Source organism: Pseudohoeflea suaedae (genome assembly GCF_004354915.1).
In the GTDB taxonomy this organism is placed as follows: Bacteria; Pseudomonadota; Alphaproteobacteria; order Rhizobiales; family Rhizobiaceae; genus Pseudohoeflea; species Pseudohoeflea suaedae.
This window is the reverse complement of record NZ_SMSI01000003.1, coordinates 398,208-411,980: the sequence shown is the minus strand read 5'-3', so window position 1 is coordinate 411,980 and position 13,773 is coordinate 398,208. Positions and strand designations below refer to the sequence as shown.

Annotated in this window: 14 protein-coding genes; 6 read left to right on the top strand and 8 right to left on the bottom strand. The window is 62.9% G+C overall.

All coding sequences use genetic code 11. The features are described 5' to 3' along the window. Window positions 1-44: 44 nt before the first annotated feature. From pal to tolQ, 5 genes are all read right to left on the bottom strand, one after another. Complete coding sequence (gene pal / locus E2A64_RS15560; protein WP_133285410.1) at window positions 45-545, bottom strand: peptidoglycan-associated lipoprotein Pal; 501 nt, start codon at window positions 543-545, stop codon at window positions 45-47. 148 nt (window positions 546-693) lie between these two features. Continuing rightward, window positions 694-1,968: a Tol-Pal system beta propeller repeat protein TolB gene (gene tolB / locus E2A64_RS15555; RefSeq protein WP_428977497.1), complete on the bottom strand. Its 1,275-nt coding sequence runs from the start codon at window positions 1,966-1,968 to the stop codon at window positions 694-696. Window positions 1,969-2,012: 44 nt separating this feature from the next. Then, complete coding sequence (locus tag E2A64_RS15550) at window positions 2,013-3,122, bottom strand: cell envelope integrity TolA family protein (protein WP_133285408.1); 1,110 nt, start codon at window positions 3,120-3,122, stop codon at window positions 2,013-2,015. A 9-nt stretch (window positions 3,123-3,131) separates the two neighbouring features. Next, entirely contained in the window at window positions 3,132-3,584 is a 453-nt protein-coding gene (gene tolR, locus E2A64_RS15545; RefSeq protein WP_133285407.1) for a protein TolR, read from the bottom strand. A 30-nt stretch (window positions 3,585-3,614) separates the two neighbouring features. Continuing rightward, window positions 3,615-4,331, bottom strand: a complete 717-nt coding sequence (gene tolQ / locus E2A64_RS15540) for a protein TolQ (RefSeq protein ID WP_133285406.1) — start codon at window positions 4,329-4,331, stop codon at window positions 3,615-3,617. 391 nt (window positions 4,332-4,722) lie between these two features. Here tolQ and ku point away from each other — a divergent pair, with 391 nt between their 5' ends. Together ku and ligD are read left to right on the top strand one after the other, a co-directional pair. Continuing rightward, a complete protein-coding gene (ku, locus tag E2A64_RS15535) occupies window positions 4,723-5,580 on the top strand; it encodes a non-homologous end joining protein Ku (protein WP_133285405.1) in 858 nt (285 codons plus the stop codon). Window positions 5,581-5,588: 8 nt separating this feature from the next. Continuing rightward, on the top strand, window positions 5,589-8,162 hold the full coding sequence (ligD, locus tag E2A64_RS15530; protein ID WP_133285404.1) for a DNA ligase D: 2,574 nt from the start codon (window positions 5,589-5,591) through the stop codon (window positions 8,160-8,162). Between the two features lie 5 nt (window positions 8,163-8,167). Here the strand turns inward: ligD and E2A64_RS15525 are convergent, their stop codons facing one another. Continuing rightward, window positions 8,168-8,770, bottom strand: a complete 603-nt coding sequence (locus E2A64_RS15525) for a TetR/AcrR family transcriptional regulator (RefSeq protein WP_133285403.1) — start codon at window positions 8,768-8,770, stop codon at window positions 8,168-8,170. A 164-nt stretch (window positions 8,771-8,934) separates the two neighbouring features. Here E2A64_RS15525 and E2A64_RS15520 point away from each other — a divergent pair, with 164 nt between their 5' ends. Next, complete coding sequence (locus E2A64_RS15520; RefSeq protein ID WP_133285402.1) at window positions 8,935-9,324, top strand: RidA family protein; 390 nt, start codon at window positions 8,935-8,937, stop codon at window positions 9,322-9,324. Window positions 9,325-9,378: 54 nt separating this feature from the next. On the opposite strand, the gene map is transcribed toward E2A64_RS15520, so the two are convergent. Then, window positions 9,379-10,131 (bottom strand): type I methionyl aminopeptidase, encoded by a 753-nt coding sequence (map, locus tag E2A64_RS15515; protein ID WP_133285401.1) that lies wholly within the window; start codon window positions 10,129-10,131, stop codon window positions 9,379-9,381. A gap of 1 nt (window position 10,132) precedes the next feature. Next, window positions 10,133-10,612, bottom strand: coding sequence for a tol-pal system-associated acyl-CoA thioesterase (gene ybgC / locus E2A64_RS15510; protein ID WP_133285400.1), 480 nt, complete (start codon window positions 10,610-10,612; stop codon window positions 10,133-10,135). A gap of 123 nt (window positions 10,613-10,735) precedes the next feature. On the opposite strand from ybgC, the gene E2A64_RS15505 reads away from it, so the two are divergent. The 3 genes from E2A64_RS15505 to E2A64_RS15495 are packed head-to-tail and all read left to right on the top strand — an operon-like array spanning window position 10,736 to window position 13,733. After that, window positions 10,736-11,956 carry an NAD-dependent epimerase/dehydratase family protein gene (locus E2A64_RS15505; RefSeq protein WP_133285399.1) on the top strand — a complete coding sequence of 407 codons (1,221 nt, stop codon included), beginning with the start codon at window positions 10,736-10,738 and terminating at the stop codon, window positions 11,954-11,956. Continuing rightward, entirely contained in the window at window positions 11,953-12,828 is an 876-nt protein-coding gene (locus E2A64_RS15500; protein WP_133285398.1) for a glycosyltransferase, read from the top strand. The genes E2A64_RS15505 and E2A64_RS15500 overlap by 4 nt, the downstream gene beginning before the upstream one ends. Further along, on the top strand, window positions 12,825-13,733 hold the full coding sequence (locus tag E2A64_RS15495) for an NAD-dependent epimerase/dehydratase family protein (RefSeq protein ID WP_133285397.1): 909 nt from the start codon (window positions 12,825-12,827) through the stop codon (window positions 13,731-13,733). Before E2A64_RS15500 ends, E2A64_RS15495 begins: the two co-directional genes overlap by 4 nt. Window positions 13,734-13,773 lie beyond the last annotated feature (40 nt).

Sequence of the window (13,773 nt, the reverse complement as noted above, 5' to 3'; positions counted from 1 at the left end):
GCCGCCTTTCCCCGAATTGTCTGCAGATACGGGCTTCCGCCCGATCAGCTGCCGGCACCGCCGAGCACGGTGACGGAACGGCGGTTCTGCGACCAGCAGGAAATATCGTCGCAAACGGCGACCGGACGTTCCTTGCCGTAGGAGATGGTCTGCATCTGGCTGGCGGGCACACCCTTGGAAGCGAGATACGACTTGGCGGCTGCAGCGCGGCGTGCGCCGAGAGCCAGGTTGTATTCGCGGGTGCCGCGTTCGTCGGCGTGACCTTCCACGGTGATCCGGTACTGCGGATAACGTGCCAGCCACTGCGCCTGCTTGTCGAGCGTTGCAGCCGCGTCGGGACGGATCGACGACGAGTCGGTGTCGAAGAAAATGCGATCGCCGACATTGACCGTGAAGTCCTGCTGCGAGCCCGGGGTCGCCGAGTTCAGACCCAGTTCGCCGGCGTTGTTCGGCAGGGTCTTCTTGCTGGCGCAACCGGTGACTGCGAGTGCAGTGAACAGCGCGATCATGGCCGGGTTGGTGGCGAGAGTAAGAATGCGGCCCATGGCCGGCCTCCTTCAATGTTGTGGTTGACCAAATCTAACCGGTCTCGGTTAATCGGCCTTGAATCGGCATGGTTAATTTAATGTAAAAATCTGTCCCTTTGGCCCCGTTTGAAACGAAATTGCGGCACCAAAGGGGCAGAAATCCGGCTTATTCGAGAAGCGGGGACCAGGCCGGGTCGGACGCGTAGCCGGGCGTTTCGACCCGCTGTTCGTTGTATCCGGTCAGGTCGATCGAATAGATCTGCGGACCGCCCGCACCCGCCGGCTGACGGAAGAACATCAGCACGCGGCCGTTCGGAGCCCAGGTCGGCCCCTCATTGTGGAAGCCCGTGGTGAGGATGCGCTCGCCCGAACCGTCCGGACGCATGACGCCGATCGAGAACTTGCCGCCCGATTGCTTGGTGAAGGCGATCAGGTCGCCACGCGGAGACCAGACCGGAGTCGAATAGGAGCCGTCGCCGAACGAGATGCGCTGCTGGTTCGAGCCATCCGCATTCATCTTGTAGAGCTGCTGGCGTCCGCCGCGGTCGCTTTCGAACACGATCTGCTGGCTGTCGGGCGAATAGGACGGCGACGTGTCGATGGCGGCCGTATCCGTCAGGCGGGTGGTGGCGCGCGAGCGCAGGTCCATGGCGTAGATGTTGGCGTTGCCGCCTTCCTGCAGGCTCATGATGACGCGCTGGCCATCGGGCGAGAAGCGCGGCGAGAAGGTCATGCCCGGGAAGTTGCCGACGAGCTCACGCTGGCCGGTTTCGAGCTGCAGGAGATAAACCCGCGGCTGACCGCCTTCGAAGGACATGTAGGTGATTTCCTGGCGGTTGGGCGAAAAGCGCGGGGTCAGCACGATATCGTTGCCCGATGTCAGCATACGCGCATTCGCACCGTCCTGATCCATGATCGCGAGCTGCTTCTGGCGGTTGTTCTTCGGACCGGTTTCGGAGACGAAGACCACGCGGCTGTCGAAATAGCCCTTCTCGCCGGTCAGACGCTCGTAGATGGCATCGGCGATGATGTGCGCCACGCGGCGCCAGTTTTCCGGACGGGTGAAGAACTGCTCACCGGAAAGCTGCTGGTTCGCGAATGTATCCCACAGCCGGTATTCGGCGCGCAGACGGCCGTCGGCCTCCTGCACCACTCGGCCGGTGACCAGCGCCTGCGCATTGATCGCAGTCCAGTCGGGGAAGCGCGGGGTCTGGTCCGGATTGGTGATCTTCTCGATGAACGCACCGCGATTGACCGGGGCGAAGAGACCCGAACGCTTGAGGTCGGCTTCGACCACGCTGGAAACCTTGGCGCCGAGATCGTCAGTCGACTGGAAGTCGGTGATTGCGATCGGCAGCGGCTCGACATTGGCCTTGTTGATGTCGATTTCCACGACGGCCAGCGCCGGGCGGGCGGCGAGCGCCATGATCATGGCGGCCATCAGGAAGACAATTTTGCTCAGTCTCGGCATAGGTCAGCCTCTCTCTAGAACATCTGGCTCGGGTCGAAGTTCACGATGACTTCCGACCACGAAGCATATTTGTCGGCAGGCAGTTGGTAGGGCTGCGCCCTCAGGACGGCACGCTTGGCGCTGCCTGCAAGCGTCGAGCGCGTGCCGGGCGAACCACCGGTGGCGGATACATCCGGGTTGCCGATGATGTTGCCGCTCTGGTCGAGCCGCATCTTCACAGTGACCCGCACGTCATCGCCATCGGCCATGCCGGGAATGATATTCCAGTATTTCTGGATCTGGCCGCGCAGCGCATCCATCTCCGACAGCGACAGCGTCTCGCCGCGTGTGGTCTTCTCGCCACCCAGCGAGGCGGTTTCCGTCGAGCGCTTCGCGCCGCCGCCCCTGGCCTCGTCCTTGTTGAGAAGCGCGGCGATGTCGTCGGCGTTGAAGTCGCTGTCCTTGGCGGAGGAGGCAGCCGCCTTCTCCTGCTTTTTCTCGGCAGGCTTCTCGGGCTTCTTCTCGGCCGTCTCGGTCGGCTTGGGCGTTTCCGGCTTGGGACGCGATGACGGCACCGGACCGGCGGTCGGAAGATCCTCGAACGCAGGCTCTTCGGGCGCCTTCTCGATGGCCTCGGCCAGCGGGTCGGGTTCCGGCGGCAGGGCCGCGACCTCGGTTTCCTTGGGCGCCTCGGGCTTCGGCTCGGCAACAGGTTCAGGTTCCGGCTGCGGCTCGGGCTGCGGCGCGGGCGCGGCTTCCTCCACCGGCTGCGGCTCGGGTTCGGGCACCGGATCGGGCTCGGGCGTCGGCACCGGCTTTTCGGACGGCTTGGGCGGTGCGTCGGCCACCACCTCGCGCTCGGCAGGCTTGGGCGCCTTGTTGGCGAGATCGACCTTGTTCTCGCCGACGTTCTCGGCATCTTGCACCGGGTCGGGACGCTCGGTCGGCGTGGGAGCGGATTTCTCCGCAAGCTCGGCCTTCTTGTCGCCCTGCTGGATCTGGGTGATCGATTCAACCGGCACGATGTCGACCGGCAACGCCTCGACCTCCGCCACCTCGAGCGTTCGGGGAGCGGTGAAATTGGACAGGACGAAACCCAGAAGGAGGGCGTGGAGTCCGGTCGATATGATGAGGCTGCCCTTCATCGGCGGAAATCAGCTATCCTGCTCCTGGAGCGTGACGAGGCCGAGATTGCGATACCCGGCGGCGGAAATACGGGCCATCACCTTCATGACGGTGCCGTAGGCTGCGGCGGTGTCGCCGCGAACATAGATGCGTTCGTTGTAACCGGTGGTGGCGATGGCCTCGAGCTTCGGGACCACTTCGTCGATGGCGATCTCGGTTTCCTGCAGGTAGACCTGCCCCTCGGCATTGACCGAGATGGTGATCGGCTGCGTTTCCGAATTCATGGCCTCGGCGCGGGTTTCCGGCAGATCGATCGGTACGCCGACGGTGAGAAGCGGTGCGGCGACCATGAAGATGATCAGAAGCACCAGCATCACGTCGACGAACGGGGTGACGTTGATCTCGCTGACGAGCTGACGGCGACCGCCGCGCCGTCCCCGGCGCGATCCGCGTCCCTGATTGCCCCCTACGGACATGCCCATGCGTATCTCTCCCCTGCTGGGATGAAAGTCTTATTCTGCGGCCTGACGCGTCTGCAGACGTTCGTCGATCTGGCGCGACAGGATGCCGGAAAATTCGTCGGCGAAGCCTTCGAGGCGTGCGGTGATCTTGCCGGCGTCCGCGGAGAACTTGTTGTAGGCGATAACCGCCGGGATGGCGGCGAGCAGACCGATGGCGGTGGCAAGCAGGGCCTCGGCGATACCGGGAGCGACCACCGCGAGATTGGTCGACTTCGAGCCGGCAATCGCCTGGAACGAGGTCATGATACCGACCACGGTGCCGAAGAGACCGATGAAGGGAGCTGCCGAACCGATGGTTGCAAGCGAGCCCAACCGGGCCTCGAGCGCTTCGGATTCACGGGCGAGCGTGACGTCCATCGCCTTGTCGATGCGCATCTGCAGGCCGATGGGCGACTTGGCACCACGCTCGAAGGATTTCTTCCATTCGCGCATCGCGGCCACGAAGATCGCCCCCATGCCGGTCGACTTGCGTTCGGACAGGGAGCGGTAGAGCTCCTCGAGCGACTGTCCCGACCAGAAGACCTGTTCGAACTTGTCGAGTTGCCGGCGCACACGCCCATAGGTGACCACCTTGTCGACGACGATGGCCCAGGTCCAGATCGAAGCGCCGATCAGTCCGAGCATCACCAGCTTGACGACAAATCCAGCCTGCATGAAGAGAGACCACAACGTCACGTCGCTCGTCGCGGCCAGTCCAACCTGTTCCATTTCGATAGCCCTCGAATCCAAACGCCCGGCGGTTACACCGGGCGGCCAAGACTTCACTCTTTGCCGGAGAAACCGCGAGTCCGGGGTAATGCCCCTACTCGCAGCGACCTTCTCACGGCCAATTTTGGTTAAAGGATGGCGGTTTTCCCCAACCTTTCGCTGATAACCGTGATTCATAAGACGTTATGGTTAAGGCTTCGTTAGGGCGATGCTGCGGGCTGATGCCGTTTGCCTGCGGGAACCAAGGGTTGAACACCGGGTTTACCTGCAATGACGAGGATGACGGCTTCTCTGTTGCGTGAGCGGGCGCCTGCGGGCGCAGCCGAGCGGCTTCATATCGTCCCGGACTTACCGAACCCGGACTTGCATAAAACGACGAATGGAGGCGGCCATGGCCCCGCGTAGCCTTTGGAAGGGACAGATTCGACTGTCCCTCGTCTCGATTCCCGTCGAGCTTTTCAGTGCGACCAGGACCGCCGGCCGCACACGTTTCCGCCAGATACACGAACCTTCCGGCAAGCGCGTTCACTACGAGAAGGTGGTACAGGGCATCGGGCCGGTCGACACGGACGATATCGTGAAGGGCTACGAACTCGACGACGGCAAATATGTTCTCCTCGAACCTGAAGAGATCGACGCGGTCAAACTCGAAACCAAACGCGTCATGGATCTGGTGCAGTTCGTCGACGCCTGCGAGATTCCGCCGCTCTACTACGACAAGCCATATTATCTTGTGCCCACGGGTGACGTTGCCGAGGAGGCCTACCAGGTCATCCGCGACGCGCTGCGCGATACCGGCAAGGTGGGGCTCGGGCAGTTGACCATGCGTGGTCGCGAATACCTTGCCGCCGTCAGGCCGTGCGGCAACGGCCTGCTGCTGGAAACGCTCCATTACGAAGACGAATTGCGCGACGCCGAGCCCACGTTCAAGGGCATTCCGAAGAGGAAGTCCGACGCCGATCTTCTGGACGTGGCGACCGCGCTGATCGACAGGAAATCCGGCCCCTTCGACGCCTCGGCTTTCAAGGACCACTATGAGGCGGCCCTGAAGGAGCTGATCAAGAAAAAGAAGAGGGGCAAGAAGATCGAAATCGAGGAAGAGGACGACGAGGCAACGGCAGGCGGCGACAACGTCGTTGACCTGATGGCCGCCCTGAAGAAGAGCCTCGGAGACAACGGCAAGAAATCCGGGGCAAAAACGTCTTCCTCCTCCAGATCCTCCTCCTCCCGGAAGAAAAAATCGGCGTGAGGCGTGCCATGGCCGAAGCAGACACCTCGATCCGGGAGTATAACCGCAAGCGCGATTTCGACCGCACCGGCGAACCCAGAGGCAAGTCCGGCCGGAAGGAAAAACCGGCGCGGCTCGGCTATCTGATCCAGAAGCACGACGCCACGCGGCTGCACTACGATTTTCGCCTGGAACTCGACGGCGTTCTCAAAAGCTGGGCGGTAACACGCGGGCCGAGTTACAATCCCGAGGACAAGCGCCTTGCGGTCCGCACCGAGGACCATCCGCTCGACTACGGCCAGTTCGAGGGCGTGATCCCGAAAAAGGAATATGGCGGCGGCACGGTGATGCTCTGGGACACTGGCTGGTGGGAGCCGACCGAGGACCCCGGCAAAGGGCTCAAGCAGGGAAAACTCAAGTTCAGGCTCCACGGAGAACGGCTCTCCGGCGCCTGGACCCTCGTCAGGATGCGCCGCAAGGAGGGCGAGAAACGCGACAACTGGCTCCTCATCAAGGAGCGCGACGAATTTGCCGACGCGGAAGGCGATGCCATTCTCGAACGCGAAACGACAAGCGCCGCGACGGGCCGGACGATGGAAGACATCGCGGCCGGTGGAGGCAAACGCGGCAAGCGGGTCTGGCACTCGGAAAAAAGCGCGAAAGCCAACGTGCAGGCCGGCGCGATCCCCGCTAAAAAAGAGCAACCGAAGAAGCCAAGAAGCGCCAAGCGCAAACTCGGGTCTCCCGACTTTGTCGAACCGCAGCTCGCCACCCTCGTCGACGAAGCGCCCAGCGGGGAGGACTGGCTCAACGAGATCAAGTTCGACGGGTACCGGCTGATCGTCTCGGTCGGCAAGGGCGGCGTCAAATGCTACACCCGCAACGGGCTCGACTGGACGGAGAAATTTCCCACGATCGTGGAAGCCTGCGATGAGCTCGACTGTCGCAATGCCCTTCTGGACGGAGAGGCGGTCGTTGAATCCGGCGGCTCGGCCTTTTCAGCGCTGCAGAAGGCGATCAAGTCGGGCGGCGACATCTCCTATTTCGCCTTCGACCTGCTGGAACTCGACGGCGAGGATCTGCGCGGGAAACCGCTGCGCGAGCGCAAGGAAATGCTCCACCGTCTGATCGCGGATACCGGCGGAAAGCTGCTGCGCTACTCCGAGCACATCGAAGGCCGGGGCGAGGACATGCACGCCAGGCTCTGCGGCTGGGATCAGGAAGGCATGATCGCCAAGCGCGCCGATGCGCCATACCGGTCGGGTCGCGGTCGCGACTGGCTGAAGATCAAGTGCACCAGGCGCCAGGAACTGGTAATCGGCGGCTTTTCCCCGTCGGACAAGGTCGGGCGCCCCTTCGCGTCTATCCTGCTGGGTGCCTATGAGGGCCGGACGCTCGTCTATCGCGGCCGCGTCGGCACCGGTTTCAACGAGGCCCGGATGGACGAGTTGTCCGCTCTCTTCGGCAAGCGCGCCCGCAAGACCTCGCCCTTCGACGCGGTCCCCGACGACATCGCCCGTGACGCGAGCTGGCTGACGCCGGACCTGGTTGCGGAAATCGATTTTGCCGAATTCACCGCCGACGGTCATGTGCGCCACGGCGTCTACAAGGGCCTGCGCGAGGACAAGGAGGCGCGTGACGTGGTTGTCGAGAAAAAGAGCAAGGCTCCGTCAACTTCCGCGAAGAATGGCGGCAGGAACAGCGGCAAGTCGGGCGATACCGTTGCCGGCGTGAAGATCTCGAGCGGCGACAGGGTGGTCTTCGACAAGGGGCGGATCACCAAGCTCGACATCGCCCGCTATTACGGCGATGTGGCGGAGCACCTGCTGAAACATGCCGCCGGCCACCCGGTGTCGTTCCTCCGCGCTCCCGACGGAGACATAGGAAAGACCTTCTTCCAGAAACATGCCGGCGAGGGCTTTCCCGACCAGATCCGCCGCATTCCAATCAGGGAGAGTTCGGGCAAGACGGCCGACTACATGGTGCTCGACGAGGCCGACGACCTGGCGGGCGCGGCGCAAATGGGCACGATCGAGTTTCACATCTGGGGTTCTGCCGAGGACAAGCTCGACAAGCCCGACCGCATGGTCTTCGACCTCGATCCCGACGAGGGGCTGGGTTTCGAGACTGTCGTCAGATCCGCATTCGAGGTGCGCGACGTGCTGGAGGCGACCGGCCTCAAGTCTGTGGCGATGGTGACGGGCGGCAAGGGCGTTCACGTCGTTGTCCCGCTCGAACGCCGCGCGGATTTCGACCAGGTGAAGACCTTCGCCAAGGCATTGGCCGGCAAACTCGCCGACGCCGCGCCGAAGCGATATACGGCCACCATGTCCAAGGCCAAGCGCAAGGGCCGGATCTTCATCGACTGGCTGAGAAACGAGCGCGGTTCGACCGCGATCGCGCCCTATTCGATCCGTGCCCGCGAAGGCGGCCCGGTTGCCGTTCCCGTGAGCTGGGAAGAGCTCGAAACACTGAAGTCAGCCAACGGCTTTCACATCGACGATGTACGCGAACGTCTCGAGAGCGGCCTCGATCCTTGGACGGAGGCCGATGGGTGGAGCCAGTCGGTCACCAGGAAAATGATCGACGTGGTGAGCGGATGAGCGGCTCAGCTCCCGGACGGCACCGCCAACAGTCCCTCGCACATGCGATGAAACACCTCGATGACTTCGGGCAGCAGGGTTTCCGGATCCTCGCTGGCGGCGACCCAGAGCGCGGCATTGAGCGCCAGCCCGTTCAGGAGCCGTGACGCCGCCTCGACATCTACCGGTTTCATGATGCCGTCGGCGATCAGTTCGGCCACATCCCGCCGGGTGACCTCGAGACAGGCATTCTGGCTCGGCCAGTGCGCGGGATCGCCAAGCACCGCGGGTCCGTCGAGGAGCACGATCTGCCGCACCTCGGGATCGAGCGCCAGCCGGATATAGGCGTCCCCGACGCCAAGCATGTTGTCCCATTTGCTCGATTTCCCGGCGCCGATGTCCTGCGCGCGCGCGGCCATCTCGCTGTCGACCTGCGCGACGACGGCGGCGAACAGGCCGCGCTTGTCGCCGAAATTGTGGTACAGCGCGCCGCGGGTCAGCCCGGCATCCGCCGTCATCTCGTCCATCGACGCAGACGCGAACCCCTTCTCCGCGAAGGCCCTGCGCGCCGAGGCGATCAGCTTGCGCCGGTTTTCTTCCATCTTTTCCGCGCGCTTTGTCGGTCCCATGAGAATCCTCACAATTTCACATACGTGACGTATGCAATTTGACATACAGCACGTATGTGAGTATTTGACATACGCCCCGTATATCAAACGCCGCACAACATTCATAGCGCGACCAGAGCCAATAACTGGCCGGGGCCCTCAGAAAGGACCGAAAGGAATTCACGATGACAAAGCGCGAAGCGATATTTCCCGAAGGCAGGCACGCCCTTTTCAAGAAGCACGGCTATTCGGCCGCCGTCCGCTCCGGCGACCTTCTGTTCGTCTCCGGTCAGGTCGGCAGCAGCGACGACGGAAGTCCGGAGCCGGGGTTCGAAGCCCAGGTCCGCCTCGCCTTCTCGCGGCTTCAGGCCACCCTCAAGGCTGCCGGCTGCACCTTTGACGACATTATCGACGTCTCGACCTTCCACACGGACCCAAATGCGCAACTCGACACGATATTGGCCGTCAAGTCCGAGTTCTTTCCAGAGGAGCCCTATCCGACCTGGACGGCGGTCGGCGTGACCTGGCTCGCCGGCTTCGATTTCGAGATCAAGGTCATCGCACGCATCCCCTGAAACGAAAGGCGCTGACGAACGGGTGCAATCGGGCCGCGACTGTTACCAGCGGCATCAGTCGGGCAAGGTGAGAACGACCGGGCCGTTGCGGGTGACGACGACGGTGTGCTCGAACTGAACGGTGAGTGCCCGCGGCTCGGCGAACAGCGTCCAGTTGTCCTGGTCGCTGTCATCGGCGTAAACCGCGCCAAGCGACAGGAAGGGCTCGATGGTGAAAACCTGCCCTTCCTTCATCAGCCGCTTCTCGTGCTTGTCGGGCCAGGTGGCGATTTCGCGCGGCTCCTCGTGCAACGAACGCCCGACGCCGTGGCTCGCGAGGTTCTGGATCAGCGTATAGCGGTTCTTGTCGGCGAACCTGCCGATCGCCTCGCCGATCGATGCCAGCCGCGCACCGGTCTTCACCTGCTTGATACCGAGCCACATGGCCCGCTTGCCGTCGCGCAGAAGCCGTTCGGTCTTCGGGGTCGCGGTCCCGATCGCAAACGACGAGCCGGTGTCGCCGAAATAGCCGTTCCTGATTGCGGAGACATCGATGTTGACGAGATCGCCCTCGGCAATCACCCGGTCGCCGGGAATGCCGTGCGCCACTTCCTCGTTGACGGAAATACAGGTGGCGCCGGGAAAGTCGTAACAGACCTCGGGGGCGGATTCCGCGCCGTTCTCAGTGAGATATTTCCGCCCGATCGCATCGAGTTCACCCGTTGTCATGCCGGGCGTCATGGCCTCGGCCATCACCTGGATCGTGCGGGCGCAAATGCGGCCGATGTCCCGGAGGCCCTCAAGTTCCTCGTCATTCTCGACGATCATGTCAGATCCTTCCCGTTCGGTCTTCGTCCCTGGCCGCCATGCGCAGCAGATCGTTCCGGAGCGTGTCCGGCAGACGGCGCGCGCGGCCCGCACCATTGACGACAGCGACCTGCACCCTCGCCTCGATCAGCATCCGGCCTTCGCATTCGATCGACTGGACGAACGTCATGCGCGCGCCCTGCACCTCGGCCGGCCAGGTGCGGATCGTCAGCATATCGTCCATCCGCGCCGGCGCCCGAAAGTCGATCTCCATGCGACGCACGACGAAGGCCACGGCTTGCGCCGGATCGTCGAAATCATGGATCGCCGACTGCTTCACGCCCAGGTGACGGATGATATCGGTTCGGCCGCGCTCGAGAAAATGCAGATAACGGGCGTGGTAGACGACGCCGGAAAAATCCGTGTCCTCGTAATAGACCCGCTGGCGCAGCTCGTGAGAGCTGTCGGTCAGGGTGCCGGCGAGGTCAATATCCTGCGTCATTAGCTTCTTATCCCCAACATCATGGCGTGCGCTTGATTACGTGAGCTTTTGTCAGCTTTATAGCCCTGTCACAATTCTTTCTCATCCGCCCTACATAACTCGGGTGGAAACAGGAGTTACGATATGAAAATTGCGATTCTCGGCGGCGACGGCTTTGTCGGATGGCCTACGGCTCTACATCTCTCGGATGCCGGGCACGAAATCCACATCATCGACAATCTTTCGCGCCGCTGGATCGACACCGAGCTCGGCGTCCAGTCGCTCACCCCGATGGATTCGATCCAGGAACGGACCCGCATCTGGCATGCCGAGACGGGCCGGCGGATCCACTTCCACCTGATCGATCTCGCCCGTGACTACCAGATCTTCAAGTCGTGGCTCGTCCAGAACAAGCCGGACGCCATCGTTCACTTCGCCGAACAGCGCGCCGCGCCCTATTCGATGAAGTCGGATCGCCACAAGAACTACACGGTCAACAACAACGTCAACGCCACCCATAACGTCCTCAATGCCATCGTCGAGACCGGCATCGACGCGCATCTGGTTCATCTGGGCACCATGGGTGTCTATGGCTATTCCACCGTGGGGGCCGCGATTCCCGAGGGTTATCTGCCGGTCGGCATCGACACCATGTCGGGCGAGACCGTGAAGCAGGATATTCTCTATCCGGCCAATCCCGGTTCGATCTACCACATGACCAAGTGCCTCGATCAGCTGCTCTTCCAGTTCTACGCCAAGAATGACGGGCTCCGGATCACCGATCTGCACCAGGGCATCGTCTGGGGCACCCACACCCCGCAGACCGAGCGTCATCCGCAGCTCATCAACCGGTTCGACTACGACGGCGACTACGGCACGGTGCTGAACCGCTTCCTCATCCAGGCGGCGATCGGCTATCCGCTGACCGTCCACGGCACCGGCGGCCAGACCCGCGCCTTCATCCACATCCGCGATTCCGTCCGCTGCATCGAACTGGCGCTGAAGAACCCGCCGGCCAGAGGCGACAAGGTTGAGATCTTCAACCAGATGACCGAGACCCACCGGGTCAAGGATCTGGCCGAACTGGTGGCAAAGCTTACCGGCGCCCAGGTGGCCTATCTGCCCAATCCGCGCAAGGAAGCGCCGGAGAACGATCTCGTGGTCAACAACGAGAAGTTCCTCGGCCTCGGCCTCGATCCGACGAGGCTCGAGGATGGCCTGCTCGCCGAAGTCGTCGATGTGGCGAAGAAATTCTCCTATCGTGTCGACCGCAGCCGCGTGCCGGCCACCTCCGCCTGGACCAAGGAAATCGCGCCCAGAATCAACAGGGACCCGGAAGGCAAGTCGCTCAAGTCCGTCTCGTGAGCGCGACGTCCGACCGATCGGCGGGGCTGACGGCCGCAAGAGCCGCAGCTTCGCCCCATGCCTATGTGACCCTTGTCACCAATGCCGATTATGCGCTTGGCGCGACCGCCCTCGCCAGGTCGCTGAAACTCACGGGCACGCAAGCGGATATCGTGGTGCTGCACACGGGCGGCGTGGAGGCTGACAAGCTCGCGCCTCTCGCCGATCTCGGCTGCCGGCTCGTGTCCACGGAGCTGCTCGACACCTCCGACGCCTTCAACGCCCGCCATGCCAGGAAAGAGATCCACGGCAGGAACCCTTTCACCAAGGGGCGCAAACCGGATTTCCATTCGCCGCTCGACAATTTCTGCAAGCTTCGCCTGTGGCAGATGACGGACTACGAGGCCTGCGTCTTCATCGATGCCGACGCCATCGTCATCCGCAACATCGACAAGCTGTTCGGCTACCCGGAATTCTCCGCGGCACCCAACGTGTATGAGAGCCTCGCGGACTTTCACCGGCTCAATTCCGGCGTCTTCGTGGCACGCCCCTCGCTCGAGACATTCGCGGCGATGATGGAAAGGCTCGACGCACCGGACGCCTTCTGGCCGCGCACCGACCAGACCTTCCTGCAGGCATTCTTTCCCGACTGGCATGGCCTGCCGGTCTTTTTCAACATGCTGCAATATGTCTGGTTCAACATGCCGGAACTGTGGGACTGGAACTCCGTTTCGGTGATCCACTACCAGTACGAAAAGCCGTGGGAGGCTGAGCATCCCAAGGCGGAAAGACTGAGGATGTTGATCGATCTCTGGCAGGCCTATCTGACGGGAGACGACGTGCCGGACATTGCGGCACTCCCCGCTCCCGGAGCGAAGGAAACGACCGCATGACCGCGGTGCTCGTCTCCGGCGGCGGCGGGCTGGTGGGACGCTATATCGTCGAGCATCTTCTTGCCCATGGATACCGGGTGAAGATCGCCTCCCGGCAACCGCCCCCTCGCGGCTTGTTCTCTGCGGAAGTCGAGCACGTTCCCCTCAGCCTCGATCCCGACGCCGACAATTCCTGTGCCTTCGACGATGTCTATCACTTCATTCACGCCGCCTTCGATCACGTCCCCGGACGCTATCGCGGCGGCGAGGGCGATGACCCCGAGGGGTTCAGGCGCAACAATCTCGAGGGCAGCATACAGCTCTTCGAGACCGCGCGCCGCGCCGGCGTCCGCCGCGTGATCTTTCTGTCGAGCCGTGCGGTCTATGACGGTGTGGAGCCGGGAACGCCGCTCTCCGAGGACCTCCAGCTTTCACCGGCCACGCTTTACGGCGAAGTCAAGCTGAAGGCAGAAGGTGCACTTGCCTTCATGAGCGAGGCGGAGCCCGGATTTTCCGGCACAAGTCTCCGGGTAACCGGTGTCTATGGCAACCTGCGCCCCAACAAGTGGGACAAGATGTTCGCCGACTATCTCGACGGACGGCCGGTGGAGATGAGAGCCGGCAGCGAGGTTCACGGCAGCGACGTCGCCGCCGCCTGCCGCATGATGCTCGAAGCCGAAACCGCAAAGGTCGCGGGCGAGAGCTTCAACATCTCCGATGTCGTGACCGATACGCACCGGATTCTGGCACATCTGAAGGCGGCGACCGGAAGCGACAGGACGCTCCCCGATCCGGCCGATCGCAAAGCTGTCGCCGTCATGCCGACCGAAAAGATCCGCGCGCTCGGATGGGAGCCCGGCGGCGAGGCCTTGCTGGCGGAGACAGTGGCGGAGCTCGCGAGAAGCATCCGGGATCGGCACCTCTAGCCGCTTGCCCAGACCGACACAGCATTCACGCGCCCTGCCG

What these genes read in the sequence shown, in the direction of transcription:
- pal (WP_133285410.1), bottom strand. Translation starts at nt 545, where the DNA reads ATGGGCCGCATTCTTACTCTCGCCACCAACCCGGCCATGATCGCGCTG.
- tolB (WP_428977497.1), bottom strand. Translation starts at nt 1,968, where the DNA reads ATGGCCGCCATGATCATGGCGCTCGCCGCCCGCCCGGCGCTGGCCGTC.
- E2A64_RS15550 (WP_133285408.1), bottom strand. Translation starts at nt 3,122, where the DNA reads ATGAAGGGCAGCCTCATCATATCGACCGGACTCCACGCCCTCCTTCTG.
- tolR (WP_133285407.1), bottom strand. Translation starts at nt 3,584, where the DNA reads ATGGGCATGTCCGTAGGGGGCAATCAGGGACGCGGATCGCGCCGGGGA.
- tolQ (WP_133285406.1), bottom strand. Translation starts at nt 4,331, where the DNA reads ATGGAACAGGTTGGACTGGCCGCGACGAGCGACGTGACGTTGTGGTCT.
- ku (WP_133285405.1), top strand. Translation starts at nt 4,723, where the DNA reads ATGGCCCCGCGTAGCCTTTGGAAGGGACAGATTCGACTGTCCCTCGTC.
- ligD (WP_133285404.1), top strand. Translation starts at nt 5,589, where the DNA reads ATGGCCGAAGCAGACACCTCGATCCGGGAGTATAACCGCAAGCGCGAT.
- E2A64_RS15525 (WP_133285403.1), bottom strand. Translation starts at nt 8,770, where the DNA reads ATGGGACCGACAAAGCGCGCGGAAAAGATGGAAGAAAACCGGCGCAAG.
- E2A64_RS15520 (WP_133285402.1), top strand. Translation starts at nt 8,935, where the DNA reads ATGACAAAGCGCGAAGCGATATTTCCCGAAGGCAGGCACGCCCTTTTC.
- map (WP_133285401.1), bottom strand. Translation starts at nt 10,131, where the DNA reads ATGATCGTCGAGAATGACGAGGAACTTGAGGGCCTCCGGGACATCGGC.
- ybgC (WP_133285400.1), bottom strand. Translation starts at nt 10,612, where the DNA reads ATGACGCAGGATATTGACCTCGCCGGCACCCTGACCGACAGCTCTCAC.
- E2A64_RS15505 (WP_133285399.1), top strand. Translation starts at nt 10,736, where the DNA reads ATGAAAATTGCGATTCTCGGCGGCGACGGCTTTGTCGGATGGCCTACG.
- E2A64_RS15495 (WP_133285397.1), top strand. Translation starts at nt 12,825, where the DNA reads ATGACCGCGGTGCTCGTCTCCGGCGGCGGCGGGCTGGTGGGACGCTAT.